This is a genomic window from Microtetraspora malaysiensis (assembly GCF_001528665.1).
Classification (GTDB): domain Bacteria; phylum Actinomycetota; class Actinomycetes; order Streptosporangiales; family Streptosporangiaceae; genus Microtetraspora_A; species Microtetraspora_A malaysiensis.
In genome coordinates this window covers 1-26,680 of the sequence record NZ_BBYJ01000029.1, presented here as the reverse complement: position 1 = coordinate 26,680, position 26,680 = coordinate 1, and the positions used below count along the sequence as shown (strand labels likewise).

Here is a 26,680-nt window from a genome sequence, read left to right as displayed (position 1 = left end):
CCGGGCGGCCAGGTCGTGTGTGCCGGGCTGCCGCCCGGGCCCGCTGACAGACGGCACCCTCGGCCCGCGCGGAATACGCTTGATCGCGACAAGGTTGGGGCGCTTCGTGACGACTTCTCCTGCCCTGACGTCATTCGCCGCGCGTCGTTTCAGCCCGCTCCAATTCGACCCGGAGCACGTCGCTTCGAACGACGAGGTCGATGTGCTCCTGGAAGCAGCGGGCCGCGCACCCTCAGCGGGCAACTCCCAACCGTGGGCGTTCATTGTGGGCAGGCGCGGCGACGGCGTCCACGCCAAACTCGTTCGGCACTTGTCCCGGAGTTCATCCGCCTGGGCACCGGGCGCAAGCCTGCTCGTGGCGAACCTGAGCCAGAGGTTCGTCGAAGACACCGAGATGGACTATTCGGAGTTCGCCCACTACGACCTCGGCCAAGCAGTGGCGCACCTGACTTTCCAGGCGCACACCATGGGCATGTCGGTCCACCAGTTCCGCGCGTTCGATCAAGACGCAGTGGCACGAGAGTTCAGCGTGCCCAGCCACTGGGAGGTCACCACCATGGCTGCGATTGGCGTGCCGACCGCCGAGGCATGGTCGATGACCGGTGCGGGGACAAGCCGTGAGCGCAGGTCTCGGACACAGATAACCTGGGCCCGCGGTTCCTAGCACTCCAGTGACACAGTGAGATCATGGCTGGGATCTGCGCTGGTAGTGGCATCGGCGGGCGATGGCTTGATGGCGGCGTCGCCGGTATGACCAGTGCGGGATCTCTTCGATCCGGCGGTGCCGGGGAGTACCAACCCGTGGACTGCCCAGGCATAGCCGGCGTGAAGCGAATCCATATCGCTCGCCCGTACGGCCAGCCCCATGAACAGACTCGGCTTCCTGGCCCGCTGCGCCCCAGACGCAGTACACCGTGATCGAGGTGGACACCAACGGGGACAGGAAGCCCGACGACTCCTGGGGCATTCTCGCCAGGGTGGGGACGTTCACCTGCGCCTACCCGGCGTCCTCTAGCTCCAGGCTCGCCTTCCGCGCATGCATCAGCACCAAGCCTGGCGACAAGTGCACGTCCGCCGCCTACCGGACCTCCTGGTGGTAGACCCGACGCCTCCGATCATGTAGGCGGGGACGCTGCCGCCGCGCGAACGCTTCGGGCGTACGGGCCTGGAGCAGCGTGGGAGGCTCCACCCGCAGCAAGGCGGCCGGGCGGCCCGCGCAGCGGGCCCACCGAGCAAGGCGCAACGGCCGGGCCAGTCGAGGTCGGACAGCTCGATGACGATCAGACGCCCGGCAAGGTCCCAGGTAGGCGCGGCGGATGTCCCGGCTCATCACTTGTCCGGCGGTCTACGGCGCCGTTTGCGCGCGCTCGCCTTAACCGTCTTCTTCGCCTTGGGGATTCTCCGCCTTGGGGATTCTCCGCCTTGCCGATTCTTCGCCTTGCCGATTCTTCGCCTTGCGGAGCAGTATCCGTGCGGCGGCATCACCCAGCCGGTATTCGCTCGGCCGCCCGGGGATCGCAGCCTGCCCCCTCAGCAGGACACGAACGCGGTCGGTCCCGATCTTCACGTCGTCCAGGAGCTCGACGAGCCTGGCCGCCGTGACCAAGGTTTCCGCCGGCTCCACCTCTTCAGGCCCGGGAGGCGGAGATGGCTTCTCCGTGACTGGTTGCGGATCCTCCGCTGTGGGGCGCTCCTCGGCCGGCGTGCGGGTCGCGATGAGTAACTGTTTGATCCGCCGGTCGATCCGGTCGTCGATCCGGTTGGCGACGCGGGCCTGCACCAGAGTGTCGAGGCGGGTGTTGAGCCGCCGGTCGAAGTGGTCATCGAGCCGCGGTGTGAGGTTCTTGTCGGCCCACAGGTCGGCCCAGGCAAAGAAACGAAGATCGAACTTCTTCTCGATGAAATCGTCGGCTGCGGCGTCGACGTAGGCGTCGAGAAGCTCTTTCAGGTCGGCCTTCGGCAACGCGTCGAATCGGTCGTCGAACCTGGCGTTGAAGTGAGCGTCGATTTGCTCCTTGAGCCCTGCTTCTACCCAGGCGTGGAGCCGTGCGTCCACCCGGGCGTCGAGTCCGCGTTCTACCCGATCTTGGAACCACTCCTCGAACCATCGCCCGACCAGCGCCTTGAGTCCCATGGATATCCCTCGCCAGAAGTCCAGGAAGGTGCAGTTCCACGCACGATACGAAGCGGGGATAAGTCCGGATAGTCGTTACTCTGGGTATGCTTCCGTCTCCTCAAGGAGACAGAACTCGGGGATGGCGCAGCATTTCATTCTGTGAATGAAGGTAGACACAGGTCGTTGAATCCGCGCTTCCGAAGTGGCCCAGTGACAGAGAGCGACGCAGTCCGCATCGCGCCCCCCTCCCGGACCGGAATGGCGCAGCAGGGACAAGATCATGATGCGGCGTTCCCATTTGTTTCCCATTGGCCTCCCAAGGAGGTCGCTCGCGCGGGAAACCGTGATCGTCTCATGATTTTCCGCACGTTATGCCTGGTATCGGGCGCGGACGGGAATCGAACCCGACAGACCGAGGTCCCCGGCCTCGTCGATTCTGAAGATCAACCCCAGAGGAATTTTCAGTCGTTGACTACGGTTGGGCGCGTTCAGCTATCCAGGACGACGGTGATTTGACCCATTGGCAGTCGATTACTTCGGGGGCTGCATTCACGCCTTCTGCTACCCACGCACTAACCACTTGCCCCCCATAGGTGACCGATCGGGCTCGCAATCCACCTTCCCTGCTGGGCTTCGACTCCCGCCGGCAGGGACCTGTTGATCGGACCTTTTCGGTTCAGGTGGCGGCGAGGGTTTTCAGGGCCAAGTCGCGCAACGGCACCAGGCGTCCGCGGGCGTGCCCGTAGTAGACGGCGTTGGTGCAGATAACCAGGTAGCTGCCGGTGTGCGGGGCGAGGTAGAGGCTGGTGCCGGTCCAGCCGTGGTGGTAGGCGAGACGGCCGTCGTCGGCGAGGATCCATGACAGGCCGCGCCGCAGGCCCGGCTCGATGGTCACCTGACCGACGAGGCTGGCGTGCAGCCACTCGCCCGGCTCGGACTGGTCATCGGAGTACGCGGTCAGCAAGTGCTCGGCGTAGCGGGCCAGGTCGAGCGGGGTGGCGAAGACGCCGGCGTGCCCGGCGATGCCGCCGAGCAGGGCGGCGTTGTCGTCGTGGACGCTGCCCCAGACGCGGGGCGCGCACGGGATGCGCTGCTCGGTGGGCGCGACGTCGGGCCGGCGAGCGAGGGGGCCGTAGCAGGTGGAGGTCATGCCGATGCGGTCCCACAGGTCGCCGGCGAGAGCTTCCAGCGGCAGTCCACCCATGTGCGCCAGGGCAAGGCCGAGCAGGATGTAGCCGCGGTTGATGTAGCGGTGGGTGCCGGGCTCGTGTTCCAAGGGCTCGCGGCACAACAGCTCGTGCAGGGGTGCCTCAGCGCCGCGGTAGTGGTCCAGCCGGGTGGCCGCGCGCAGCCCGCTGGTATGGGTGAGCAGTTGGCGGATGGTCGCCTGCCCGCTGGGTGCCTCGCCGGAGATGGCGGGCAGGAAGTCGCGTACGGGCGCGTCGAGTTCCAGCAGGCCGACGTCGAGTAGCCGGCCGACCAGCGGCCAGGTGGCCACCACCTTGGTCAGCGAGGCGATGTCGTACAGGGTGTGCTCGGTGGCGGGTGCCGCGCCGGCCTCCTCGCCGATGGTCCCGGCGGTGATGGCGTGCCGTTCGCCGCCGCGGGTGCCGCAGACGATGACGCCGCCGGGGGTGACACTTTCGTCGACGGCTTGGCGGAGGGTCTCGGTCAGGCGGGTGGTGTCGCCGAGGGTGAAGACTCTGGGCATCAGGCTGCTTCCGTGTCGTCGATGGTGACGTCAGCTTCGAGCGCGGCGGGCTCAGCCGGCAGGTGGCCGTAGTCCCGCTGCGTCAACCACGGAGATGCCGCGGGCGATGGAGAAGCGCGACCAGTGCCGCCTGTTTCTCCAGCGCGATGAGCATAGGAACCTCCCTCGCCAAGTTTGGCTGGGCTGCGCGTCCAGGGTTGACGGTAATGGAAGACCACGGTGCGCAGGCGGCCTGGCCGGGAGATGGCCTCGACGGCCGGCGTGCATAAATCGGTATGTGGAAGATCCCCGGCGAAGGAGCAGGCAGGTCAGGCGCCTACGACCTGCCTGCTCCTTAACGCCTCATCGCACTCAATCCAAGACCATCAGACGTTCAGGTCTCGGCGTTGATGCATACGGCCGTCCCTGCCGAACTCGATGACAGTGTCGACTCCGATCCGCTTGAGGAACGCGAAGTCGTGGCTGATGACGAGAAGGGCCCCGCGGTACGCATCGAGTGCCTCCGCGAGCTGCTCGACGCTGGCGATATCGAGATTGTTGGTGGGCTCATCCAGGGCCAGCAGCTGAGCCGGCGGCTCCGACAAGAGGAGCCGCGCGAGGGAGACGCGGAACCGCTCGCCGCCGGATAGCGTACGCACCGGACGATCGGCGCTGTCGCCCCGCAGAAGAAGCCGGGCGAGCTGGTTGCGGATCGTGCCTGCCGGCGTCCCAGGGGCGACCGACTGCACATTCGCCATCGCGCTCGCATCGTCGTCAAGCCCGTCGAGACGCTGCGGGAGGTAGCCGGCGAGCTCGGTCAGGAGACGCCCATGCGGCCGATCGGGCGCGGGAGCCGTGCCGCGGATGAGCTGCTCGATCAAAGTCGACTTTCCGGTGCCGTTCGCCCCGACAAGCGCGACCCGCTCCGGCCCTTGGATCACGAAGGTGCGGTCCTGGTCATGCAGCTCCGCGAGGCGCCTTCCGCGCGGAACGTCGGGATCAGGCAGGACGAGGGTGATGTGCTCCTCTTCGCGTACGCGGGCATCCGCGGCATCGACTGCGGCTTGGGCCGCCTGGACCTTGTTGTCGAGCGTGGAGCGCAACGAGCCCGCGGACGCCTGGGCCTTGCTGGCGCGGTTGCCCGCCAGGATCTTCGGGATGCCGCCGTCCCTCTGGGTCTTCTTCGCAGTGCGCTCCCTGCGCGCCAGCTTCGTCTCCGCCTCGACGCGCTGCCGCTTCTCGACCTTGAGCGCCTGCTGGGCCGACCGCGCGGCTTGGACCGCCGCCGCCTGCTCCTGCGCTTGGTGTTCCTTCCAGGCGCTGTAAGGGCCGCCGAAGGTGTCGAGGGTGCCGCCGTAGAGCTCGGTGGTGTTCTCCATGCGCTCCAGCAGTCCGAGGTCGTGGCTGACCACGACGAGGGTCCCCGGCCACTGGTCGACGAAGTCGGCGAGCTTGGCGCGGGTAGGCCGGTCGAGGTTGTTCGTGGGCTCGTCGAGCAGGGTGATCGGAGTGCGGCGGATGCGCAGCCCGGTGATGGCGATGAGCATCGCCTCTCCGCCGGAGACCTCGGCCACGCGGCGGTCGAGGTCTCCGGCGGAGAATCCGATCTGGTGCAGGGCTTCGTCGGCGCGGGACTCGATGTCCCAGTCATCGCCGATCGTGTCGAAGTGGCGCTCGTCGACGTCGCCGGACTCGATGGCCCTCATCGCGGCGATGATCCCGTCGATCCCGAGGAGCTCGGCGATCGTCGCCTCTTGCCGGAGCGTGAGCGTCTGAGGCAGGTAGCCGACCTCGCCGAGGGTGTCGATCTGGCCGGTGGTCGGCCGCAGGATGCCTGCGATCAGCCGAAGCAGCGTCGATTTCCCGGCACCGTTGCGCCCGATCAAGCCGGTGCGGCCGGCGCTGAAGGTGCCGTTGACGCCCGAGAGTGCGACGGTGCCGTCTGGCCATTCGAAGGTCAGATCGCGGAGTGTGATGGCGGACTTCGTGGACATGGGTGGTGTTTCTCGTCTTTCTTTTCGTCAGCTGCGGAGGGGCGTGACGGGGATCAGTTCGGTGTTGGCGGCAGGGCGATCGTGGGGTCCGCCGCGAGGTATTTGGCGTGGAGCTGACCGCAGGCGGCATCAATGCCGGCACCGAACTGCCGTCGCCTCGTCGCGTGCACGCCGCGCACGGTTAGTCCGCGCACGAAGGCGTCTACTCGGATGGAGGACGGGGCTCGGTAGTCCGGTGGCGCCCCCGCCGCCTCGTTGTAGCGGATGACGCTGACGTGGAACAGCTCGGGCCGAGACCGCGCGCGGACCAGTTCGGCGAGCGCGGCGAGATGGTCGTTGCTGTCGTTGACGCCGGAGATGAGCAGGTAGGCGAGATAGACCTTTCGGCGGCTCGTGGCGGCGTGCCGGTCGAGGATGTCGAGGTTCTGCGTGAGCGGGAAGCGTTCCTCGAGCGGGATGATGCGGGCACGCTCCTGTGCGAACGGCGAGTGCACGGACAGGGTGATCGTCACCTGCGCGTGTTCGTCGACCAGGCGGGTGAGGTTCGGCGCGAACCCCACGGTGGACACGGTCATCCGTCGTGCGGACATCCCCGCATAGCCCGCGTCGGTCAGCAGGGTGAGCGCGTCGAACACGTGGGGGTTGGCGAGCGCTTCTCCCATCCCCATGAACGCGACACTCGCGGGTCGGGGCAGCCCTTGGCGGGTCCAGTACGGGTGCATCACCTGGGCGACGATCTCGTCGGCGGTGAGGTTGCGGACCAGGCCCACCGCGCCGGTGGCGCAGAAGGTGCAGCCCAGGCCGCACCCGGCCTGCGACGAGACGCACATGGAGTCCCATCCGGCTCGATAGTGAGACACGACGGTCTCGATACGGGCGCCGCTTTCGGACGTGAACAGCACCTTCTCAACCTGTTCGTCTCGTTGGACTTCCAGCGGAGTCAGGGGATGCAGCCGTGAACCGAATCGTTCCGCGAGATCGGCACGCAGGCCGGCCGGCAGCGCATGAACGTCGGCGAAGGTCTCGGCCGTCGAGCTCTGCCACGCGGCGATGAGCTGACGGAAGCGGAACGCAGGCGCACTGGTCTGTGCGAGATGGTCGCGAATGCGCATCCAGCGGCTCCTCGTGGTCAGGACGGTGCTCACGTGTCACCGCCCATCGGAGGCAAGACCTCACGACCCCGGTAGACGCCGCAGTGCCGACATGCGCGGTGCGGCGGGGTGGGCTTGCCGCAGGCGGGGTTCGTGCAGGTGGTGAGCGCCAGAGCGCTCGTCTTCCAGTGGGCGCGACGGTGACGGGTGCGGGAACGCGACGTGCGGTGCTGCATGGCCATGGCCTTTCGCGAGCGGTTTCGAACGCCAGCGGAACTGGCGGGACAACCGACCACGGGCCGTGAGTCACTGCGGCGAGAGATTCGATCAGGGCTGCCGGGGCACCATCCGCGTGCGGCGCTGAACCGCTGCCCGAGTACTGGGCGATGGATGGACGGGCATGGGGAAGATCGAAGTCGCGCGCGTTCGCAGGCACAAACCCAGGACCAAGGTCGGTGCGGTGCGAACGTGCCGGCACGTTTCACGCAGAGGTGTCAACGCCCCGGACGGGCGGACTCACGCTGCTGCGTAGGAGAACGGTCATTCACCAGCGTGGGCATCGCCCACACGGATAAAAGCCACCGGCAGTTCGGTGGCTAGATTCTGTCGACCTCAATCTCCATGGCACCCATCGTAACAAGGACCTCCTATGAGCTCGAACCCGAACGCATCGGGCGACTCTGGCAGGCACCTCCAGCGGATCGCCCCAGGGAGGGACGGGAGGCGCGGCCGCAGTCGGGGTGCCCAGCGCCTGCCCGTCCGGCGCCGGCAGCGGCGCCAACGGCGGAGTTCTCAACCGCTACTCGGCCGAGGGCGGCTACCCCCGGCCGGGACGGCTGCGTCACTGTCACCTACTGACACCCCGGTGTCCCGCGCCTGCTCAGCCTCGCGCGGGGTCAGGTAGTCACCTGTCGAGCCGTCTGCACGAGCAGCCGGACCGCCTCGGCGCCGTCGGAAGGCGGCTCGGCGGGAGCGTCCTCGGATACGGTCGGCGGTTTCAGTGGTGGCCGAGGTGCTGGGCGTCGGGCCAAATTCCGTCCGCAGGCATGTGCAGCCGGTCGGTCATCGACTGGCGCCATTCAGGTGTCGTCGTTGGCTCGCCCCAGTAGTCGGTGACGCGAATGGCCGTGCCGTCTCGGAGTTCCGCGATGCTGACGTTGCGGTACAGGCGGCCGTCGCCGTAATTGCAGGTCCATTCGACGATGTCCTCATCGAGATACAGGCGGCGGCCGACTTCGAGGGTGAGTTCAGGGAAGTTCCCCTCGACTTCGCCGACGAGCTTGCTGGTGCGTACAACCTCACCCATCTGCGGCCACTGGCGTTCGACATCGGATGCGAGAGGTACGCCGAGGACATAGGCCAGGCGAGTACCGCCATTCGATGCTGCTACCGGCTCGCTCATAGCCGAGCCCCTACCCAGAAGGGCTCGTCGCAGCCCCAGTCGGCACGCCCGACCGGCACGACCGGCTCGATCCCATGCTCACCACCCGCGCCCCGTTACCCGCTCGGTCTGCTGTACTGGATTGTGGTTCTGCGTGGGGAACAGCGGGACCACACAGTCGGGCATGATGCGCCCCAGCGCTGCAATGATCGGAGCCGCGGGCTGTGCGGCCTTGCTGTAGGCCACCGGATCGAGGGTCACCGCGGTCTGCCGGAGCTCACCGCGCCTCGACGTGACCCCGACGGGTCCGGCGGTGTTCGGCTGGCATGACCGAACCATCGGATCGGCCGCCCTCCGCCAAGGCGGCCGGGTCTGGCTGCGCGCGACCGCAGAACACCAGGACTGGGCAGGCGGCGAAGCGTGGACGGGCAACCGGGACGCCGCCGCCATCAAGCGTGTACCGAAGCCCGAACTGATCGACCGTGTCGACTGGAGCGAACCTCCGATCGCGATCTACGGCGAGCTCCTGACGTATGTGCCGGACTCGCCGTGCTCTCCCACGCTGGAGCTCACCGCGCCTCTCGCGCTGCGCGTCTCCTGGTGGCTGGAGCTCCGTGCCGCGCTAGATACTCTGGCCGTCACGCCGACCACGCGGGGCGACCACGACCCGCGCGACGCCGTCCGCCGGGCGAAGGACTTCTACGGCCAGGCTTTGGGCGTCCCGGAGCCGGTGCTGCGGACCGAGCACACCGACCTGCACTGGGCCAACCTCACCCAGCCCAGCCTCTACCTGCCGGATTGGGAGTACTGGGGCATGGCGCCGGCCGGGTACGGCGCCGCTGTCCTCTACCTGCACAGCCTCCCGGTCCCGGAGGTCGCGGCCCGCGTCCACGAGGTGTTCGCCGATCTGCTCGACTCGCCGGCTGGTCGTCTCGCTCAGCTCTCGGCCGCTGCGCACATCCTCGACCGGGCGGCCGGCGGCGACTACCTCGCTCTTTCCGGCCCTGTCCGGTCCCACGCGGAGGACCTGCTGCGCCCCGCCGCGAGGAGGTAGGGCGTGCTGCTCACCCGCATTCGCGTCCCGGGCCGCGCACGCGACGAGTGGCCGTTCATCCTCCCCGCCGTCCGAATGTTGAGCGGCCGGGGCCTGCGCTTCACCGCTGGGGTGACCTTCTTCATCGGCGAGAACGGCTCAGGCAAGTCCACGATCGTCGAGGCGATCGCCGACGCGTGCGGCATCAACGCCGAGGGTGGCAAGGCTGGCACGAAGTACGCCAGCCGCGGACCCACCACCATGCTGGGCGAGGTGCTGGACGCCGAGCTGACCGTCGCCGGGTTCCGTCTCCTGGACGGGCCCCGCCTGAAGCGGCGCGGGTTCTTCTTCCGTGTCGAGACGCTGTTTAACCTCGCGCAGAACGTGTCAGGCCGGTACGGCTTCTGGGAGGACGACCTGACTGAGCAGTCGCACGGGGAGGGGTTCTTCACCGTCTTGGACCGGATGGTGTCCGGGCCGGGGCTGTACCTGATGGACGAGCCGGAGGCCGCGTTGTCGTTCAGCTCTTGCCTCCAGCTCATGGGCCTCATGGATCGCGTGGCCCGGCAGGGCGGGCAGATCGTATGCGCCACGCACTCGCCGATCCTCGGCATCGGACGTTCTCCTGCCTGGCCGTCAACCCCACCAGCGGCACGGTGCTTCTGCAGAAGAAGTCGCCCGGCCGGTACGCCTTCGACCGGCCGGACTATGCCGACTTCACGGTGGGCGGCCACTACGAAGCCGGAGAGGAGCGTCCCAGACGGCGTCCGAGAGGTGCGGGAGGAACTCGGCCTCGACATCGCCTACTGGGAGCTACAGCCGCTTGGGATCCGGCAGACCGCGGTGACCCTCGATCCTGGCTGGGTTGAGCGGGAGTTCCAGTACTGGCACCTCCTCCCCCTGGACGCCAGCCTCGAGGAGATACCGCTCGACGACAGCGAGGTGTCCGGGCTCGTCCAGATCGACCTGAGCGACGCGATCGCCCTCGCCGGCGGCGACCGCGTCAAGGTGGCCGCCCGCTATCTTCTCCGCACCGAGGAGGGCCGCGAATACGTGGACGGGACCTTGAGCCGCGACAAACTCATACCGGGCTACCTCGACACAGATGGCGATCAGCTCTACCTGCGTTTGTTCATCGCCGCGCACCGCTACCTCGGGGGCGAGCGGACACACCTCTTCTGGTGACCGGCCAGGGGCTATTGCGTACCGCCTCGGTTAGAGACTAGCCAGCGTGCGGCGAGTCGCGGGGTCGGTCCAGATCCCTCCGCATGTCCTGGGCGCGCTCCTTGATATTCCGATCTCTCCTGTGGCTACGGTAGCCACGACAGCCCCTCAGGCCGAGGAGGACCCGATGCACCGCCGTACCCTCCTGTCCGCCGTGGGGCTAGCGATCCCCATGCAGCTGCTGATCAAGCTGGACGACGCCTTGGCGGTATTGCCGGCAGCGTCCAGCCCTCCGGACCTATCCCGCGTCACCGCCCGGCTCGCGCAGGCGCGAGACCGATACGACATGGGCGACCTGACGCGGCTGATCGCCGACCTGCCCGACCTGCTGGGTGCCGCGCACGAGGCCGCCGACTACCACGCCAGACCGGACGCCTACGCGCTGGCGGCCTCCTGCTATGACCTGGCGACCGTGGCCCTCAACAAAATCGGCAGCCACCAGGCGAGCCGGATCACCGCGGACCGCGCCACAATGCTCGCCCGACTGTCCGGCTCACCGGTCAGTGAGGCCGCCTCAGCTCGGTGCCTGGGCATCGTGCTGCGCCACGAGGGCCGCGCGACGGTTGCCGATCAGGTCGTGCTGCGCGCAATCGCGCTCTTGGAATCCACCGGGCTCGCCCGGCCCTCCGAGGCCGCCACCTACACGCAGATGTTGTGCGCTGGCGCCTACAACGCGGCCCGGCTCGGTGATCGCGACCGTGCCTTGGCGATGAGCAAAGAAGCGAGAGAGGCCGCAGCCCGTCTGCCTACGCTCCCTGGTCAGCGTGTAGCGATCAGCTCCGCTCACGTCACGGGGTACGAGGTCAGTGTGCATTGGCGGCTGGGCGACGCGGGGGCTGCGCTCGACGCCGGCCGCAGCCTACATCCGAGCCAGTTGCCCACACCGGAGCGTCGAGGGCGGCTGCACACGGATCTGGCGCGCGCCTGGTGGCAGTGGGGCAAGCCCGAGCAGACCGCACTCGCCCTGCTCGCCGCATGTCGTGAATCGGTGCCGGAGGTGCGCGACCGCCCGGCTATCCGTTCGATGGCCGTCCAGCTCATCGAGCGGCACTCCAAGGCGTCGGGGGTGCGTGAGCTGGCCACGGCGATCGGCTACCGGCGGGCGTCGCCCATCTGAGACGCCGAACGCCCCATTTCGCGATGTGACGCGGTTGGGGCGCTCTCAAGGCGCTCAAGCCTAGGTGTCGCGCCAGCCACTGGCTCCCCTTCGGCTGGGTCAGGACTTTCCCGGGTCGGCGATCTCGACCAGCTCGACAGGCCACGGCAGATACGCCTTGACCGTCTCCCACCGTCTGAGATCGAGCGTCAAGATCGGCCAGTCGAGGTACTGCGACACAGCGACCGCGTGAGCGGCGGCCATATCCACCGGCTGGTCCATGCGGGCCACAACCTCAGTGAGCCGCTCTGTTTCGGCCTGCGTGGAGATGACCTCTAAGTGGATGTGCTCCAGCACGTCAAGCATCCCGCGGATCACCCGCCGCTGGTCGGGCGATAGCTCCGCCTCAGCGACGGCCAGCGTGACAGCGGGGACGCTCGTGCGGACGTGGCTGCGGTCGAACACAATGATGAGCCTGTGCAGGTCCAGGTCCCTGCGGCCGAGTTCGACTAGGACGGTGTCGTCGAGGACGTACCCGTAGGAGCTCACTGGCTGGCCTCGCGTCGGCGTAGGTAGTTGATCATCGGCTCGGCTTGGCGCTCGGCGCGAGCCATGCCCTCGGCGTCTTCCTGAGCGCGAGCGGCGACTTCCATGTAGGCCATGCGGTTGCGGTACATGTTCGTCTCGTGGTCTTCCAGGAGGCCTTCGAGGACCTGGGCGAGGGTGGTTCCGCGGCCGCGCTCGTCAGCCAGGGCGTTGAGCCGGTCGCGCAGGTTCTTGGGTACCTTGATGCTCGTCATCTCCACAGTCATACCAAAAAACTACCCGGTAGAAGTCCGGTATGAAAACCCTGTCTGTGCCCCGGCCCCCTCGGAGGGACCGGGGCACGCCTGTACAGCTACATGGGATGCGCAGCCGGACGCGCCCGGACGCCAGCGGACGCTACCGAAAAGCGCGGAACGATCTCGAACGCGAGAGAACGATGCCGCCTGATCTCAGGCGGCCGACTCGGTGTCCGATCGGCCCCGCAACCACGCGAGGGCGCCCTTCGCCCACGCCCCGATGCGTCGCAGCAGCCCGCGCTGTGCTGGCCGCATGAGGTCGCCACGCTGGGGGCGGTCGGCGACCGGAACGCTCTCGATCATCGGCTTCGCCGGTGGCGTCTCCACCAACGGCTCCACGGGCGGCTCGGGCACCGGCCTTCCCGGACACGGCCCACCCCTGTGCCTGAAGTGGGGCCTCCGCTCCCCGAGCCGCACCACAGTCTGCACTTGCGTGCAGACGAGGCAGCGGTACTCCCCGTCTGGAAGGTCGCGGGCGGCTTGGACTTTCACACCGTCTGCGTTTTGCGCGTAATCCATGCCGCTCTCCCCTGCTGTACAGGACAGGCCAGGGTCGAGTATGTCCCGCATAGGGGGCTTTGGGCCGTAGCCGACGATCTAGGCTCCGGTCTCCGGTCCGTCACGGAAATGACACGCACTCCCCCCTTGCAGCAACGCAGGTAATCGTCTTGGAAACGCCGTGATGCCCCGCTCCAGGCGTGCGGAGCAGGGCATCAGGGCTGAACGGCAGCGGGGCCAGGTAGCCAGCGAAGTGCCCCCGTTAGATCCACTGGACGCGGACGATGAACACCTTGCCTTGCTCTTCGAGAACCATGTAGGTGACCAGGCCGCGTTCCCCGAACTCCATGGTCAGCATGTTCCCGTCAGGGTTGGCCGCCTGTAGCGGGGCGCCGCTCCGCGGCGCCGTCTTGAGAAGCCTGTACGCGTCGGCCAAGCGCGGGACAGCGTCGGCGGGTAGAGCCTCGATCGCCGCCTGCGCGTGATGATCGGGCTCGTCTAAGACGTATACCTAAAGCTCGACGCCGCGCTCGGCAAACAGCTCGCGCCAGGTCTTGTCGCCCCGCGGGAGTGGGGCGCCGGCGGCGGCGAGTTCCCGGATCTGGGCGGCGCGGTCGTTGACGGTGTTTGGAACGCGTCGTGGCTTGCCGGGCAGTGGCGGAGGCGGACGGGAATCGAACCCGCCAGACCGAGATCCTCGGCCTCGTCGATGTTGAAGATCGCGGGGGCCACCAGGCGCCCAGACGCCTCCACGGGAGAACGTACCGGCGGGCGGGTAAGGGCCATCACGAGCGGTGTTCATGAACCTCCCCACTTCTGTCCAGATCGACCCATGTGAGGCGGCATGACCGGAACGACGACCGAGCCCGGCTCCACATCACAACACGACCCGCCGGTCGGCGGGGTACGACTCACGCAGTACGCCCACGGGGGCGGCTGCGCCTGCAAGATCCCTCCGGGAGAGCTGGAGTCCATCCTGGCCGGCCTCATGGGCGGGCCGGACGACGGCGCGGCGGGCGAGTTGCTCGTCGGGCTGGACGACGGGGACGACGCGGCCGTGGTCAGGATCGAGGGCGGCCGGGCGGTCGTCGCGACGGCCGACTTCTTCACCCCCGTCGTGGACGACCCGTACGACTGGGGGCGGATCGCCGCCACCAACGCGCTCTCGGACGTGTACGCCGTGGGCGGGGAGCCGCTGGTGGCGGTCAACCTGCTGGGCTGGCCACGTGACACCCTGCCGATGGACCTCGTCGCAGAGGTGCTGCGCGGCGGCCTCGACGTGGCGCGGACGGCGGGCTGCCACGTGGCGGGCGGCCACAGCGTGGACGACCCGGAGCCCAAGTACGGCATGGCCGTCACCGGCCTGGCCGACCCGGACCGGCTGCTGCGCATCGACGCGGGCCGCGCCGGGCTGCCGATCTCCCTCACCAAGCCGCTCGGCGTCGGCGTGCTGAACACCAGGCACAAGGCGACCGGCGAGGTGTTCCCGCAGGCCGTGGCCGCGATGACCACGTTGAACCGGGACGCGGCGCGGGCGGCGCTCGCGGCGGGGGCGCGGTGCGCCACGGACGTGACCGGCTTCGGGCTGCTCGGCCACCTCTACAAGCTGGCCAGGGCGAGCGGCGTCACGGCGGTCGTGGACGTGGCGGCCATGCCATACCTGGAGGGAGCGCGGGAGGCGGTGCGGGACGGCTATGTGAGCGGCGGCACCCGGCGCAATCTGGCCTGGGTGGAGCCCCACCTCGATCCGGGGAGCTGCGACGCCGCCGAGCTGCTGCTGCTCGCCGACGCGCAGACGTCCGGGGGGCTGCTCGTGGCGGGCGAGGTCCCGGGCGCGCCGGTGGTCGGCGAGCTCGTCCCCCGCGAGCGCGCGGCGCTGCGCCTGCGCTGACCGAGCGCGGTCGCGAGGCCGAGGAGACGTTCTTCACCGTGCCCGGGTGCCGGCCGGTCCGGCGCCCGGGCATCGGCGGGCAGCCGGACATGAGCACTCACGTCCGTGCAGCGCGTCCGGTATGCGAGGGTCCACCGCAATCTCGGCGCGCCTCGCGAAACGTTACGGTCGCCACGCCGTCAACCCGCGAGAGAGGTGTTGTGGCTCGTGGCGGTAGCCGCGCCCGCGACGCGGTTGAGATGGTGGGCCCTGCTCCCGCCCTCGGACCGCGCCCCGCCCGGCCGAGGCCGGGGCGGGTTGGACCGTTCTCATCGCAGCTCCACAGCAGAGAAAGGGATCATCTTCCGTGCGCACACACTTCAGGACCGCCATCGCCGGGGCCGCTTTCGGCGCCGGCATCACCCTCCTCACCCTCCAGGGCACCGCCGCCGCGTCCACGTCGGCGGCCCCCATGGGCAACGCCCCGACCTGCGTCACCGTCTGGCAGCAGACGGGCACCATCACCAAGACCGGCTACGCCCGGAACGACTGCGGCTACACGCTGAACCTGAAGATCATCTGGGCGCACGGCGTGGACGGGAGCTGCCAGACAGCGCGGCCCGGCGTCACCATCAGCAGCAAGGTGCCGCGCGGCCCCAGGAGCTTCGACGGCGCCAACCGCTGCTGACCCCGCCCATGTGCGGAGGCCGGACCCACTCCGGCCGGCGCTGATGGCGAAGTAGCTCCGAAAGAGGCGGCCCCATGATCACGCAGGTGACCATGGGGCCGCCTCTTCGTTGTGCGCCCGTCATGCGGATGGAGTCATTCGTGTCGTCGCATTCGGCAAGGCACACCGGGGCCGGTTCACCGGACGGCGCTCGCGTCGAGGCGTTCCCGCTGCGGCACCACGGTGTATTTGGGATCGGCGGCGGAGGCGCGGCCCGCCTCGAGGATGCCGAACCGCGTGCACAGCGCCCCGGCGGTCAGCGCGAGGCCGGAGGCCACGGTGGCGGCCCGGCTGCGTCCGGCGAGCAGCGCGAGCAGGCCGCCGCCCGCGCTGAGCGCGCGGGCCGCGCTCAGCAGGCGTCCCGCCCGCCCCTCCCGGTACGGCTCGCCGACCAGGCCGAGCCGCCGTTCCAGCATCGTGGCGGCGGCGGTCTCGGCGGCGGCTCCGAGCGCCGCGACGGCGCGGGCCGGGCCGGCGTCGGCCCGGGGCGTGGTGAGCATGGCGACCGCTCCGGCGCTGGCCAGCGCGCTCCCGGCGAACAGGAACGGCAGCTCCCGGTAGCCCGCGTGCCAGGCGGGCACGGCGGTGTCGGCGACCAGCACGGCCGTGTACGTCGCGGTCAGCGGCCCGGTCACCGCCGTGGCGAGGGCGGCGGCGTCGCCGGCGGCGGGCAGGATCCCGGTCACGGCGGAGGCGGCCGCGGCCGCCGACAGGCCGCCCTGGGCGGCGAGGATCCACGAGCCGACGCTCATCGGGGAGGACGGCTTGAACATGCGGAGCATGTTGAGGAACCGGGTGGGCCGGCCCAGCTCGGCGATCAGGAGGACGGTGCCCCCGGCCGCCCCGGCCGCGGCGGCGATCCGCGTGGTGCGGGCCAGGCGGGGCCGCCCGGTGGCCCGGGCCAGGACCGCCATGAGTGAGGACGCCCCGGACAGCCCGCCCAGGTACAGGTAGGCCGGCATGTGCGGCACGTGCCAGATCGGCCGTTTGATCACTGGCCGCCCGTAGTACGACCGGAACTCCGCGTCGTCCAGCCGCGGCTCCCGCTCGCGCGTGCTGCTGGTCATCGGCACCTCTCCCGCGTCCGCGTCGTCGAGAACGTTCTTCTCCGGTCCCGCGTCATCGCGGCCCGCCCCGTCCGAGGAGCCGGTCGGAGGATCCGAGGAAGGAGAGGGCGACGGCGCCCGCCATCGTGAGCGCGGCGGCCCCGGCCCACCGCCACATCGCGGGCAGGTTCCGCGTGGGCACCACCGGGTCGGGCGGCAGGCCGTACACCTCGGGCTCGTCGAGGAGCAGGAAGAACGCGCCCATCCCGCCGACGCCGTCGTCCGGGCTCTCGCCGTACAGGCGGGCCTCGGTGCGGCCGAGCGCGTGCAGCTCGGCCACGCGGGCGGCGGCGCGCTCGCGCAGCTCGTCGAGCGGGCCGAACTGGATGGAGTCGGTCGGGCACGCCTTGGCGCAGGCGGGTTCGAGGCCGCCGCGCAGCCGGTCGTAGCACATCGTGCACTTCCACGCGCGGCCATCGTCCTCCCTGCGGGCGATCACCCCGAACGGGCAGGCGGGCACGCAGTAGCCGCAGCCGTTGCAGATGTCGGACTGCACGACCACCGTGCCGAACTCGGTGCGGAACAGCGCGCCGGTCGGGCAGACGTCGAGGCAGCCGGCGTTCGTGCAGTGCTTGCACACGTCCGACGACATCAGCCAGCGGCCGTCCGGCCCGATCTGGAACGGCTTCTCGCCCCCGTCGCCGTCGCCGTCGCCGGTCGTGCCGTCGGCCGTCCAGACGGGCTGCTGCTCGATGAAGGCGACGTGCCGCCAGGTGCTCGCTCCGAGCGCGCCGGTGTTGTCGTAGGAGGTCGCCTCGAACACGAACCCGTCGTCGGGGAGCTGGTTCCACTCCTTGCAGGCCACCTCGCACGCCTTGCAACCGATGCAGATGCTCGTGTCGGTGAAGAAACCCATCCGCTCAGCCATGCCGGTACTCCTCGACCAGGCGGAGCAGGTCCGCGCCGCGCGGCCGGCGGCCGGGCCGCACGTCGCAGGTGGTCGCCTTGCTCTCCTGGATGTGGACGTTGGGGTCGAGTGCGAGCGGCATCAGGTCGTTCACGATGTCGCCGGTGACCAGGCCGCCGCTTCCCCATCCCCAGTGGTACGGCAGGCCGATCTGGTGGACGATCCGCCCCTGGATCCGCAGCGGCCGTACCCGCTCGGTGACGAGGACACGCGCCTCGATCGCGGTCCTGCTGGTCACGATCGTGGCCCAGTCGCCGTTCGCCAGGCCCAGCTCGGCGGCGAGCGCCGGCGACACCTCGCAGAACAGCTCCGGCTGCAGCTCGGCGAGGTAGGCCAGCGGCCGGCTCATGGCGCCCGCCGTGTGGTGCTCGGTCAGCCGGTACGTGGTCAGCACGTACGGGAAGCGCGGCGACCGCTCCGGGTTGTACGGCGACTCGGGCCGCGGGTAGAGCCGGCGGGCCGGGTTGTCCTGCTGGGCGTACAGCGGATTGCGCACCGGCGACTCGAACGGCTCGTAGTGCGCCGGGAGCGGCCCGTCGACCAGGCCCGCCGGCGCGTACAGCCAGCCCTTCCCGTCCGCCTGCATGATGAACGGGTCGGTCCCGGACAGCGCCGCCTCGGCCAGGGCGCCCTCCGGCGGCCGGTAGCCCGGCGGCTTGGTCTTCTCGAAGTCGGGCACGTCGGGCCCGGTCCACTCGCCCTTCTTCTCGTCCCAGTAGATGTACGCCTTGCGCTCGCTCCATGGACGGCCGTCGGGGTCGGCCGAGGCCCGGTTGTAGAGGATGCGCCGGTTGGCCGGCCACGCCCAGCCCCATTCGGGCGCCTCGGGGCTCTGTTCGCGCCCCGGCCTGCGCCGGGCCGCCTGGTTGACCTCGTCGGCGTACACCCCGCAGTAGATCCAGCAGCCGCACCGGGTGGATCCGTCCGGCTTGAGCTCGGTGTATCCCGACAGGGCGCCGTCCGGCCCGACGCCGCCGATCTCCCGCAGCACCGCCGACGCCGACGGGTCCCCGTGGACGCCCTCCTCGGGGTAGTCCCAGGTCAGCTCGCGCAGCGGCCGGTCCCTCTCGTCGGAGGACGCCCGCTCCTTGAGCAGCTTGCCGAGGTGGTAGTAGAACCACAGGTCGCTACGGCAGTCGCCGGGCGGATCGAGCGCCTTCTCCCGCCACTGGAGCAGCCGCTGCGTGTTGGTGAAGGTGCCGTCCTTCTCGACGTGGCTGGCCGCGGGCACGAAGAACACCTCGGTGCCGATGTCCTCCGTGCGCATCTCCCCGGTCTCCAGCTCGGGGCCGTCCTTCCAGAACGTCGCCGTCTCCACCAGGGTCAGGTCGCGGACCACGAGCCACTCGAGGTTGGCCAGGCCGAGGCGCTGCGCCCGGCCGCCCGCGGACCCGACGGCGGGGTTCTCGCCCACCACGAAGTAGCCCTTGACGGTGCCGTCGATCTGGCCCATGACCGTGCTGTAGTGGCTGTGGTCCCCGGTGAGGCGCGGCAGGTGGTCGAAGCGGAAGTCGTTGTCCTCGGTCGCCGCGTCACCCCACCACGCCTTGAGCAGGCTCACCATGTATGAGCGCTTCCTGCCCCAGAACCCGGTGTCGCCGCCCGCCCTCGCCAGGTAGTCGTCGAAGGTCTCGTGCTGGTGCGCGTGCGGCATCGGCAGGTACCCCGGCAGGATGTTGAACAGCGTCGGGATGTCGGTCGAGCCCTGGATGCTCGCGTGGCCGCGCAGGGCGAGGATGCCGCCGCCCGGCCGCCCCATGTTGCCGAGCAGCAGCTGCAGGATCGCCGCCGCCCTGATGTACTGCGCGCCGACGGTGTGCTGGGTCCACCCGACGGAGTACACCCACATGGTGGTGCGTTCCCTGCCGGAGTGGGCGGTGATCGCCTCGGCGAGTTCGGCGAAGTCCTCCGGGGAGATGCCGCACAGCTCCGCGACCAGGTCCGGGGTGTAACGCGCGAAGTGCCGGCGCAGGATCTGGTAGACGCAGCGCGGGTGGCGCAGCGTCGGGTCGGTCTTCGGCTTGGGATGCGCCGCCGCCCCGCCCGCGCCGTACTGGTCGGGCCCGCCCATGTCCGCGTGCTCCCGGCCGTGGTCCAGCTGCTCGGAGCGCTCCCCCGCCGCCGCCTCCTCGGTCACTCCCTCGTACGACCAGGTCGCCGGGTCGTACGTGCGCGTCTCCGGGTCGAAGCCGGAGAACAGGCCGTCGAGGTCCTCGGTGCCGCGGTACTCCTCGGACACGATCATCGGCGCGTTCGTGTAGGCCAGCACGTACTCGCGGAAGTCCAGCTCGTTCGACAGGACGTGGTTGATCAGCGCCCCGAGCAGCACGATGTCGCTGCCCGCCCGGATGTTCAGGTACCGGTCGCAGAGCGCGCTGGTCCGTGTGAAGCGCGGGTCGATGTGGAACACCTTCGCCCCGCGGGCCTTGGCCTCGACCACCCACTGGAAGCCCACGGGATGGCATTCGGCCATGTTGGACCCTTGGATGACGATGCAGTCGGCGCGGGCCAGGTCCTGCTGGAACGTGGTGGCGCCGCCGCGCCCGAAGCTGGCCCCCAGACCGGGGACGGTGGAGGAGTGTCAAATGCGGGCCTGGTTCTCCACCTGGATCGCGCCGAGGGCGGTGTAGAGCTTCTTCATCAGGTAGTTCTCTTCGTTGTCGAGCGTCGCCCCGCCCAGGCCGGCGATGCCCAGGGTGCGGCGCACGACCTTGCCCTCGTGCTCCTGCTGCCAGGTGTCCCTCCGGGTCCGCGTGACCCGATCGGCGATCATCTCCATCGCGGTGCCGAGGTCGAGCGGCTCCCACTCCGTGCCGTACGGCCGCCGGTAGAGCACCGTGGTCTGGCGTCCGGCGTGGGTGACGAGCTGCTTGCTGGCCGATCCCTTCGGGCACAGCCGGCCCCGCGAGATGGGCGAGTCGGGGTCGCCCTCGATCTGGCTGACCTTGCCGTCCTTGACGTAGACGAGCTGGCCGCAGCCGACCGCGCAGTAGGGGCAGACGGAGCGGGCGACGCTGTCGGCCTCCTCGACCCGGGGACGCAGCGCGTCGGTGCGCGCCGAACGCGCGGCCTGGCCTCTGCCGTCCTGTCCCCGAAGCTGCCGGATCACCGGCCATCGGGCGAACAATCCCCCATCTGCCATGGTGCGTGTTTTGCCCTGCTCGGCCCGATCTAACCGCTCGCCCGCGCGAGCCGCGGCCAGGTGCCGGGGCGAGTGCCGGGGAGCGAGTGTCGTCTCCGGGTGGGACGCGTCCCCCGGCTTACGCTGGGGCGATGGACTCCGGTTTCGGCTACTTCGCCACGCACGACGCCGTCGATCCCGCCACACTCGCCCGAATGGTCGAGGAGCGGGGCCACGTCGCGCTGATGTTCAGCGAGCACACCCATATCCCGGTGACCGGCGGCGCGCCGCTGGGCCCGGACGGCGGACCGCTGCCCCGCAAGTACTGGCACACGTACGACCCGCTGGTGGCGTGCACGGCCGCCGGGGCCGCCACGACCCGGCTGCGGGTGGGCACCGCCATCTGCCTGGTCCCGCAGCACGAGCCGATCGCGCTCGCCAAGGCGGTGGCCAGCGTCGACGCGCTGACCGGGGGCCGGTTCGAGTTCGGAATCGGCGCGGGCTGGAACGCCCCCGAGATCCGCAACCACGGCGTCGACCCCGCCCGCCGCTTCGCCGTCATGAAGGAGCACATCGAGGCGATGCGGCAGATCTGGACGCGCGCCGACGCCGAGTACCACGGTGAGTTCGTGTCGTTCGGCCCGATGTGGTCGTGGCCGAAGCCCGCGCAGAGCCCGTACCCGCCGATCCTCGTCGGCGGGACCGGCCCGCGCGTCTTCGACCGCGTCCTGGCGTACGGCGACGCCTGGCTACCGAACTACGGCCCGGGCGTCCTGGAGCGGGTGCCCGAGCTGCTCGGCCGCGCGGACGACGCGGGCCGGTTCATCAAGGTCGTGATGCTGTCGGCCCCGGCGGACCCCGCCGTCCTGGAGCAGTGCGAGAAGGCGGGGGTGTCGCGCGTGATGGCGTGGCTGCCGTCCACCGGGCCGGCCCGCATCGAACGCCAGATGGACGCCTTCGAGGCTGCCCTCGCCGACATGCGGGGCGAGTGAGGCTACCTACGCCGCGAGCTCGTCGAGCTCGGCCAGCGCCGCCGCGTCCGGACGCCACGTCCCGGCGGCGGCGTTGGCCCGCACCTGCTCCGGCCGGGTGGCTCCGGCGATGACCGAGGCCACGGCCGGCCGGGCGAGCAGGCCGCCGATGGCGACGTCGAGCAGGCCCACCCCCTGCCGCTCCGCGAACCCGGCCAGCCGCTCCACGGTTTCGAAGCGGGCGTCGGTGAGGTAGTCGGGCCGGGCTGCGAGGCGGGCCCCCTCGGGAGGGGTCGCGCCGCGCCGGTACTTGCCGGTGAGCAGGCCGTTCGCCAGCGGGAAGTAGGGCAGCACGCCGACGCCGAAGCGCTCGGCGGCGGGGAGGAGCTCCTGCTCGACCTGCCGGTTGAGCAGGCTGTACTCGTTCTGCGCCGACACGAAGCGCTCGTGTCCGGCGGCGCGGGCGAGGTGGTCGGCGTCGGCGACCTGCCAGGCGGCGAGGTTGGACGAGCCGATGTAGCGCACCTTGCCCTCACGCACCAGCTCCGTCAGCGCGGCGAGGGTCTCCTCCATGGGGGTCGCCGGGTCGGGGAAGTGCAGCTGGTAGAGGTCGATCCAGTCGGTGCGCAGGCGGCGCAGCGACCGCTCGACGGCCTTGCGGATGTACCGGCGGGAGGCGCGGGCACCCCAGTCGGGGCCGTTCGCGCCCTGGACGTCCGCGCCGAACTTGGTGGCCAGGACCACCTCGTCCCGCCGGCCCTTCAGGACCTCGCCAAGGTACGCCTCGGACTCGCCGTACATGTCGGCGGTGTCGATGAGGGTGATCCCGACGTCCAGTGCGGCGTCCACCACCGCGCGGGTCGCGTCGATGTCGATCCGGCGGCCGAAGTTGTTCGCTCCCAGACCGACCTGCGAGACGACCAGGCCGGAGTCGCCGAGGCGGCGATAGGACATGTCAGACACGGAAACACTCCCCTGTTTCGTCAACGATGCTCATCGCGTACGGCGTGGCGACGCGGGCGGAGCAGCTCCACGACGGCGCCGATGTCGGCGTCGGCCCAGCCCAGCTCGGCCGCCTCCTCGTAGCGCCGTTCGACCAGCCGGGCGATCGGCGGGTCCACCCCGGCCGCCCGGGCCACCTCCACGGCGAGCCGTACGTCCTTGGCGCCGAGGCTGGTGGTGAACCAGCCGCGATGATCACCGCCGAGGATATCGTCGATCCGGTTGTGCGCCGCAAGCGGCACCGTGGGCCATCCGAGGAGGAAGTCCCGCAGCAGGAGGTCGTCCACCCCGGCCGCGAGCCCGGTGGCGACCACCTCGCCGAGTACGGCGACGCTCGACATGAGCAGGTAGTTGTTCAGCAGCTTGAAGACGACCGCGTGGCCCGGGTCGGCCCCGCAGTAGCGGTACGCGGCGAACCCCTCGGCCCAGATCGGCCGCAGGTCGTCGACCAGCTCGCGATCGCCCCCGACCAGCGTGAACGCCTGCCCCTCGGCGACGGCCGCCGGGCCTCCGATGATCGGCGCGGAGACGAACCTGCCTCCCGGCGCCGCCTCGCCGAGCGCCCGCGACGTGTCCGGGGAGACCGTGCTCATGTCGGCGAAGATCGGCCCCTCGACCCCGGCGAGCCGGGTCATGACCTCGCGCACCGCCGCGTCGTCCGCGAGTGAGATCAGCACGGCCTCGGCACCGCGCGCGGCCTCCGCCGGGTCCGCCGCCTCGGTGGCGCCGCGGGCGGTCACCTCGCCGGCCCGGCCCGGCGTCCGGTTCCACACCGTGACGGTGAAGTCCCGCGCGAGCAGCCGTTCGGCCAGCGCCCGCCCCATCCTGCCCATCCCGAGTACCGCGACACGCATGCCGCATCCCCCCTTATCCCCGTTGCCGCCATTCTCCCCAGGTCCGCCGTACGGGAACGTGCCGGGTCGAGCCGCTCCAAGGGAAGGGTCGAACCAGGAAATATCTGCTTTTGCAGCGGAATGCCGGGGGTTGCGCCGGGAACGGTCATGTACTGCTGGCAGGAAACATGTGAACCAGCGGGAGGGAGCCGGGCGATGCCGGAACCCGAGAGCACGACCTGCGCCATCTCCGGCGGCGGCCCGGCGGGGGTGATGCTGGGCCTGCTGCTGGCCCGCGCCGGCGTCCAGGTGACGGTGCTGGAGAAGCACGGGGACTTCCTGCGCGACTTCCGCGGGGACACGGTGCACCCCTCGACGCTGCAGGTCCTGGACGAGCTGGGGCTGGTGGAGGAGCTGGAGCGGATCCCCCACCGCGACCTCACGACGTTCCGCATGATCACGCGCGACGGCCCGTTGATCGACGCCGACGTGCGGCGGTTCCCGTCAACGGGGAAGCACCGGCACGTCGCGATGATCCCGCAGTGGGACTTCCTCACCCTGCTGGTGGAGCACGCCCGCCGCTACCCCACGTTCCGGCTGCTGATGAACGCCGAGACCCTCGGGCCGATCGAACACGGCGGCGCGATCCGCGGGCTGCGCTACCGGGACGCGGGCGGGGAGCACGAGCTGCGCGCCGTGCTGACGGTGGCTGCCGAGGGGCGCCGCTCCGACCTGCGGCGGGCCGCGGACATGATCCCCCTCGAGCTCGGCGCGCCCATGGACGTGCTGTGGCTGCGCGTCTCCCGGCGGCCGGACAGTGACGACGGCGGCCTCACCGCCTACATCGGCAAGGGGGCGATGGGGGCTGCGATCGACCGGGGCACATACTGGCAGATCGCGTTCCTCATCCCCAAGGGCTCGTACCAGCGGATCAAGGAGCAGGGGCTGGAGGGGCTCCGGACCCGGCTGGCCCGGCTGCTGCCGTTCCTCGGCGGGCGGGTCAACGAGATCGACGACTGGGGCAAGGTGGCGTTCCTCGAAGTCGGCCTGAACCGGCTCAGGCGCTGGGACCGGCCCGGTCTGCTGGCGATCGGCGACGCCGCGCACACCATGTCGCCGATCGGCGGCGTGGGTATCAACCTCGCCGTTCAGGACGCGGTGGCGACGGCCAATCTGCTGGCCGGGCCGCTCCTGCGCGCTCAGGAGGACCCGGCGAGGTTCGACAAGACGTTGAACCCCCGACTGGTTCAGCGGGTCCAGCGGCGCCGGATGCTCCCGACGGTCGGCACCCAGTTCGTCCAGTTGCTGGCCCAGCACGGGCTCGTCGGCCGCGTCCTCGACGGCGAGGAGCCGCGGCTGCCCGAGATCCTGAACGGCGAATACGCCCGCCGCCTGATGTCCCAGCTCCTCATGCGGATCATGCTGTACGGCATCCGCCCCGAGCACGTGCGCACGCCGGAGCGGGTCGAAGACCCCCGAACCGCGCACATCGGCAAGAGGACACCGGCCGTACACCGTTGACGCAGCCGTGGCACCGCCTCGCCGGACGTAAACCGCTGACGCGGACGACCCTGACTCGTCCGGGATTCGGGCGTCCCCGACCTAGTGCCGTGACCGGCAAGGTTTGCCCGGACGGAGCGGTGATCCAGGGTGGTGCATCGCAAGGCGGAGGAGGAGGCCGTAGCGGAGCCTACGGCCGACAATCCCGGGCCCCGCGGAAAGTCCGAGCCTGCGAGGACTTTCCGCGGGTGGGGCGTCAACGCAGCGAGGTGCCGCCCTGGGCGACGCGACGGGGCAAAAATTGGCGGGAGGGGCACTAGTTGGTGCAGTCCTGGTTCACCAAGTCCAGGCTCATCTCGTAGACCTTTCCGTGGTTCGACAGGAAGGAGAACCTGGCCTTCGGGTTGCCGGGGACGGCGGCAACGGGGTATTGGCCTGTGGTGTCGAGTTGGGGATATGCCTTCCGGACCTGCTTCATCGTGGAGCCGATCCCGATGCCCTCGGGCGTCTTGACGCCCTTTGGAGCGAAGATGGCGGCGACGCCCAGCTTCTTGGAGATGTAGAGTCCCACGCTGTCGCGGCCAGGGGGGTGCGCCTTGAGGTCCCAGCCCGAGCAGCCATAGCTCCCGTAGGAATTCTTTACGATCTTGTGGGTTGCCTTGGCCTGCTTGAGAGTCATCCCGAGCTGCACGCCTCCGTAGCCGAACGGGCCGAACGTGGCGGTGGCGGTGGCCGCGCTGGCCGCGTTCGCCGCTATGACGCCGGTCAATGCGAGCCCCGCGGCGAGCGTCACCGCCGCGGCCGGGCGTCCCAGCCGGACTACCGTGTGCTTGCGGATTCCACTGCGAAATGTGTTCATATCGCATTGGACTACCGTCCCGCCGACAAGGTTCGCCGCAAATCACATCTGGCCGGCGCCCCGGGGCCGTACGCAGCCGGCCTACGGGTCCACGCACCCTGATCCGCTCCGGCACCACGGCGAGCCGAGTGGGTAGGCACGCCTTGCGACCAGATCAGCGTGGTGGAAAGCTCTGCGCATGTCGATCTTGGTCCGGCCCGCTGAACGCGGAGATGTGCCCGCTCTCGTCCGTCTGCGCCTCGCCAATGCGGAACGGCACAGGCAACTCGCACCCGACACCTACCGGGTTCCCGACGCCGAAGCCGTGCGCCGGCACTTCGAGGAGGTAGTAGAGGACGGATCGAAGGTGCTGATCTCGGTCGCGGAGACGGCGGGCGAGGTGGTGGGAATGGCAGAGGTCGTCCTGCTGGCAGAGCCCCCCGATCACCAGATCCTGGTTCCCCGTCGCGGGGCCGACCTCCACACCGTGGTCCTGGAAGAGCATCGTGGCCGCGGCGTGGGGGCGGCCTTGGTCGCGGCAGCGGAGCGAGCCGCGGTGGACCACGGTGTCTCGATCATCTACGCCGGCATCTTCGCCCGGAACGAGGACGCCGTCGGCTTCTACTCCGTGTCCGGGTTCGGACCACGCGGCATCCTGCTGAGCAAGGAGCCCGAGGTTCCCCCTACGGGCTGATAACACCTGGCCGTGAGTGCCTCGGCGAGCCGCACCTCACGCAGCGAACAGATTCATATCGCGGTCGATCAATCCGACGCTCGAACCGCAGGGAAATTTCCAAGTCGCCCGTCTGGGGTGATTGTCACCTGATATGCGGATCAGTG

At 69.8% G+C, this 26,680-nt stretch carries 26 protein-coding genes and 1 tRNA gene; 10 read left to right on the top strand and 17 right to left on the bottom strand.

The genetic code is table 11. The features are described 5' to 3' along the window. The first annotated feature begins 106 nt into the window (after positions 1–106). The gene (locus tag AWQ71_RS32210) at positions 107–664 is read left to right on the top strand and encodes a nitroreductase family protein (RefSeq protein WP_084259535.1); all 558 of its coding nucleotides are present in this window, start codon (positions 107–109) and stop codon (positions 662–664) included. 250 nt (positions 665–914) lie between these two features. Beyond that, a complete protein-coding gene (locus AWQ71_RS42145) occupies positions 915–1,100 on the top strand; it encodes a hypothetical protein (RefSeq protein WP_157570706.1) in 186 nt (61 codons plus the stop codon). Positions 1,101–1,372: 272 nt separating this feature from the next. Here AWQ71_RS42145 and AWQ71_RS32205 read toward each other — a convergent pair whose 3' ends face one another. The 6 genes from AWQ71_RS32205 to AWQ71_RS32185 form a co-directional block, all read right to left on the bottom strand. Next, the gene (locus tag AWQ71_RS32205; RefSeq protein WP_067140460.1) at positions 1,373–2,134 is read right to left on the bottom strand and encodes a hypothetical protein; all 762 of its coding nucleotides are present in this window, start codon (positions 2,132–2,134) and stop codon (positions 1,373–1,375) included. A gap of 658 nt (positions 2,135–2,792) precedes the next feature. After that, positions 2,793–3,827, bottom strand: a complete 1,035-nt coding sequence (locus AWQ71_RS32200) for a serine hydrolase domain-containing protein (RefSeq protein WP_067140457.1) — start codon at positions 3,825–3,827, stop codon at positions 2,793–2,795. A gap of 365 nt (positions 3,828–4,192) precedes the next feature. Beyond that, on the bottom strand, positions 4,193–5,800 hold the full coding sequence (locus AWQ71_RS32195) for an ABC-F family ATP-binding cassette domain-containing protein (protein WP_067140454.1): 1,608 nt from the start codon (positions 5,798–5,800) through the stop codon (positions 4,193–4,195). 53 nt (positions 5,801–5,853) lie between these two features. After that, on the bottom strand, positions 5,854–6,912 hold the full coding sequence (locus AWQ71_RS32190) for a radical SAM protein (RefSeq protein ID WP_067140451.1): 1,059 nt from the start codon (positions 6,910–6,912) through the stop codon (positions 5,854–5,856). A 29-nt stretch (positions 6,913–6,941) separates the two neighbouring features. Next, entirely contained in the window at positions 6,942–7,127 is a 186-nt protein-coding gene (gene rpmF / locus AWQ71_RS40860; RefSeq protein ID WP_245658693.1) for a 50S ribosomal protein L32, read from the bottom strand. A gap of 761 nt (positions 7,128–7,888) precedes the next feature. Then, positions 7,889–8,293 (bottom strand): nuclear transport factor 2-like protein, encoded by a 405-nt coding sequence (locus AWQ71_RS32185; RefSeq protein ID WP_157570705.1) that lies wholly within the window; start codon positions 8,291–8,293, stop codon positions 7,889–7,891. Positions 8,294–8,564: 271 nt separating this feature from the next. Here AWQ71_RS32185 and AWQ71_RS32180 point away from each other — a divergent pair, with 271 nt between their 5' ends. From AWQ71_RS32180 to AWQ71_RS32170, 3 genes are all read left to right on the top strand, one after another. Next, positions 8,565–9,326, top strand: a complete 762-nt coding sequence (locus tag AWQ71_RS32180; protein ID WP_067140445.1) for a hypothetical protein — start codon at positions 8,565–8,567, stop codon at positions 9,324–9,326. Positions 9,327–9,329: 3 nt separating this feature from the next. Then, positions 9,330–10,490 carry an AAA family ATPase gene (locus AWQ71_RS32175; RefSeq protein WP_067140442.1) on the top strand — a complete coding sequence of 387 codons (1,161 nt, stop codon included), beginning with the start codon at positions 9,330–9,332 and terminating at the stop codon, positions 10,488–10,490. 166 nt (positions 10,491–10,656) lie between these two features. Next, positions 10,657–11,646, top strand: a complete 990-nt coding sequence (locus AWQ71_RS32170; RefSeq protein WP_067140439.1) for a hypothetical protein — start codon at positions 10,657–10,659, stop codon at positions 11,644–11,646. A gap of 99 nt (positions 11,647–11,745) precedes the next feature. Here AWQ71_RS32170 and AWQ71_RS32165 read toward each other — a convergent pair whose 3' ends face one another. From AWQ71_RS32165 to AWQ71_RS42130, 5 genes are all read right to left on the bottom strand, one after another. Next, complete coding sequence (locus AWQ71_RS32165; RefSeq protein ID WP_067140436.1) at positions 11,746–12,174, bottom strand: hypothetical protein; 429 nt, start codon at positions 12,172–12,174, stop codon at positions 11,746–11,748. Beyond that, a complete protein-coding gene (locus tag AWQ71_RS32160; RefSeq protein ID WP_067140433.1) occupies positions 12,171–12,425 on the bottom strand; it encodes a hypothetical protein in 255 nt (84 codons plus the stop codon). The genes AWQ71_RS32165 and AWQ71_RS32160 overlap by 4 nt, the downstream gene beginning before the upstream one ends. 195 nt (positions 12,426–12,620) lie before the next feature. Beyond that, positions 12,621–12,821 (bottom strand): hypothetical protein, encoded by a 201-nt coding sequence (locus tag AWQ71_RS42140; RefSeq protein WP_157570704.1) that lies wholly within the window; start codon positions 12,819–12,821, stop codon positions 12,621–12,623. Positions 12,822–13,227: 406 nt separating this feature from the next. Further along, positions 13,228–13,401 (bottom strand): hypothetical protein, encoded by a 174-nt coding sequence (locus tag AWQ71_RS42135; RefSeq protein ID WP_157570703.1) that lies wholly within the window; start codon positions 13,399–13,401, stop codon positions 13,228–13,230. A 219-nt stretch (positions 13,402–13,620) separates the two neighbouring features. Further along, positions 13,621–13,716, bottom strand: a tRNA-Sec gene (locus tag AWQ71_RS42130). 93 nt (positions 13,717–13,809) lie between these two features. On the opposite strand from AWQ71_RS42130, the gene selD reads away from it, so the two are divergent. After that, positions 13,810–14,856 carry a selenide, water dikinase SelD gene (gene selD / locus AWQ71_RS32150; protein WP_084259527.1) on the top strand — a complete coding sequence of 349 codons (1,047 nt, stop codon included), beginning with the start codon at positions 13,810–13,812 and terminating at the stop codon, positions 14,854–14,856. Between the two features lie 346 nt (positions 14,857–15,202). Further along, positions 15,203–15,523 (top strand): alpha-amylase inhibitor, encoded by a 321-nt coding sequence (locus AWQ71_RS32145; protein ID WP_067140428.1) that lies wholly within the window; start codon positions 15,203–15,205, stop codon positions 15,521–15,523. A 176-nt stretch (positions 15,524–15,699) separates the two neighbouring features. On the opposite strand, the gene nrfD is transcribed toward AWQ71_RS32145, so the two are convergent. From nrfD to fdh, 3 genes are read right to left on the bottom strand one after another with little or no spacing between them, the layout of a single operon-like run. Beyond that, on the bottom strand, positions 15,700–16,629 hold the full coding sequence (gene nrfD, locus AWQ71_RS32140) for an NrfD/PsrC family molybdoenzyme membrane anchor subunit (protein ID WP_067140425.1): 930 nt from the start codon (positions 16,627–16,629) through the stop codon (positions 15,700–15,702). Between the two features lie 52 nt (positions 16,630–16,681). Continuing rightward, a complete protein-coding gene (locus tag AWQ71_RS32135) occupies positions 16,682–17,536 on the bottom strand; it encodes a 4Fe-4S dicluster domain-containing protein (RefSeq protein WP_067140421.1) in 855 nt (284 codons plus the stop codon). Continuing rightward, positions 17,529–20,717, bottom strand: coding sequence for a formate dehydrogenase (fdh, locus tag AWQ71_RS32130; RefSeq protein WP_218002050.1), 3,189 nt, complete (start codon positions 20,715–20,717; stop codon positions 17,529–17,531). The genes AWQ71_RS32135 and fdh overlap by 8 nt, the downstream gene beginning before the upstream one ends. 131 nt (positions 20,718–20,848) lie before the next feature. Between fdh and AWQ71_RS32120 the strand changes: the two genes are divergently transcribed. After that, positions 20,849–21,688, top strand: a complete 840-nt coding sequence (locus AWQ71_RS32120; RefSeq protein ID WP_067140412.1) for a TIGR03619 family F420-dependent LLM class oxidoreductase — start codon at positions 20,849–20,851, stop codon at positions 21,686–21,688. A gap of 6 nt (positions 21,689–21,694) precedes the next feature. Here the strand turns inward: AWQ71_RS32120 and AWQ71_RS32115 are convergent, their stop codons facing one another. Further along, complete coding sequence (locus AWQ71_RS32115) at positions 21,695–22,621, bottom strand: aldo/keto reductase (RefSeq protein WP_067140409.1); 927 nt, start codon at positions 22,619–22,621, stop codon at positions 21,695–21,697. A 29-nt stretch (positions 22,622–22,650) separates the two neighbouring features. Then, positions 22,651–23,523, bottom strand: coding sequence for an NAD(P)-dependent oxidoreductase (locus AWQ71_RS32110; protein WP_067140406.1), 873 nt, complete (start codon positions 23,521–23,523; stop codon positions 22,651–22,653). A 195-nt stretch (positions 23,524–23,718) separates the two neighbouring features. On the opposite strand from AWQ71_RS32110, the gene AWQ71_RS32105 reads away from it, so the two are divergent. Further along, a complete protein-coding gene (locus tag AWQ71_RS32105; protein WP_067140404.1) occupies positions 23,719–25,023 on the top strand; it encodes an FAD-dependent oxidoreductase in 1,305 nt (434 codons plus the stop codon). Between the two features lie 295 nt (positions 25,024–25,318). Here AWQ71_RS32105 and AWQ71_RS32100 read toward each other — a convergent pair whose 3' ends face one another. Continuing rightward, positions 25,319–25,861, bottom strand: coding sequence for a hypothetical protein (locus tag AWQ71_RS32100; protein WP_157570702.1), 543 nt, complete (start codon positions 25,859–25,861; stop codon positions 25,319–25,321). Positions 25,862–26,039: 178 nt separating this feature from the next. Between AWQ71_RS32100 and AWQ71_RS32095 the strand changes: the two genes are divergently transcribed. Continuing rightward, the gene (locus tag AWQ71_RS32095) at positions 26,040–26,534 is read left to right on the top strand and encodes a GNAT family N-acetyltransferase (protein ID WP_067140398.1); all 495 of its coding nucleotides are present in this window, start codon (positions 26,040–26,042) and stop codon (positions 26,532–26,534) included. Positions 26,535–26,680: the final 146 nt, after the last annotated feature.

Bases quoted from the DNA above. Each gene is read 5' to 3' on its own strand.
- AWQ71_RS32170 (WP_067140439.1), top strand. From the start codon at position 10,657: ATGCACCGCCGTACCCTCCTGTCCGCCGTGGGGCTAGCGATCCCCATG.
- AWQ71_RS32195 (WP_067140454.1), bottom strand. From the start codon at position 5,800: ATGTCCACGAAGTCCGCCATCACACTCCGCGATCTGACCTTCGAATGG.
- AWQ71_RS32120 (WP_067140412.1), top strand. From the start codon at position 20,849: ATGGACTCCGGTTTCGGCTACTTCGCCACGCACGACGCCGTCGATCCC.
- AWQ71_RS32110 (WP_067140406.1), bottom strand. From the start codon at position 23,523: ATGCGTGTCGCGGTACTCGGGATGGGCAGGATGGGGCGGGCGCTGGCC.
- AWQ71_RS32105 (WP_067140404.1), top strand. From the start codon at position 23,719: ATGCCGGAACCCGAGAGCACGACCTGCGCCATCTCCGGCGGCGGCCCG.
- AWQ71_RS32160 (WP_067140433.1), bottom strand. From the start codon at position 12,425: ATGACGAGCATCAAGGTACCCAAGAACCTGCGCGACCGGCTCAACGCC.
- AWQ71_RS32135 (WP_067140421.1), bottom strand. From the start codon at position 17,536: ATGGCTGAGCGGATGGGTTTCTTCACCGACACGAGCATCTGCATCGGT.
- AWQ71_RS32185 (WP_157570705.1), bottom strand. From the start codon at position 8,293: ATGAGCGAGCCGGTAGCAGCATCGAATGGCGGTACTCGCCTGGCCTAT.
- AWQ71_RS32205 (WP_067140460.1), bottom strand. From the start codon at position 2,134: ATGGGACTCAAGGCGCTGGTCGGGCGATGGTTCGAGGAGTGGTTCCAA.
- AWQ71_RS32115 (WP_067140409.1), bottom strand. From the start codon at position 22,621: ATGTCCTATCGCCGCCTCGGCGACTCCGGCCTGGTCGTCTCGCAGGTC.
- nrfD (WP_067140425.1), bottom strand. From the start codon at position 16,629: ATGACCAGCAGCACGCGCGAGCGGGAGCCGCGGCTGGACGACGCGGAG.
- rpmF (WP_245658693.1), bottom strand. From the start codon at position 7,127: ATGCAGCACCGCACGTCGCGTTCCCGCACCCGTCACCGTCGCGCCCAC.
- selD (WP_084259527.1), top strand. From the start codon at position 13,810: ATGACCGGAACGACGACCGAGCCCGGCTCCACATCACAACACGACCCG.
- AWQ71_RS32200 (WP_067140457.1), bottom strand. From the start codon at position 3,827: ATGCCCAGAGTCTTCACCCTCGGCGACACCACCCGCCTGACCGAGACC.
- AWQ71_RS32095 (WP_067140398.1), top strand. From the start codon at position 26,040: ATGTCGATCTTGGTCCGGCCCGCTGAACGCGGAGATGTGCCCGCTCTC.
- AWQ71_RS32100 (WP_157570702.1), bottom strand. From the start codon at position 25,861: ATGAACACATTTCGCAGTGGAATCCGCAAGCACACGGTAGTCCGGCTG.
- AWQ71_RS32190 (WP_067140451.1), bottom strand. From the start codon at position 6,912: ATGCGCATTCGCGACCATCTCGCACAGACCAGTGCGCCTGCGTTCCGC.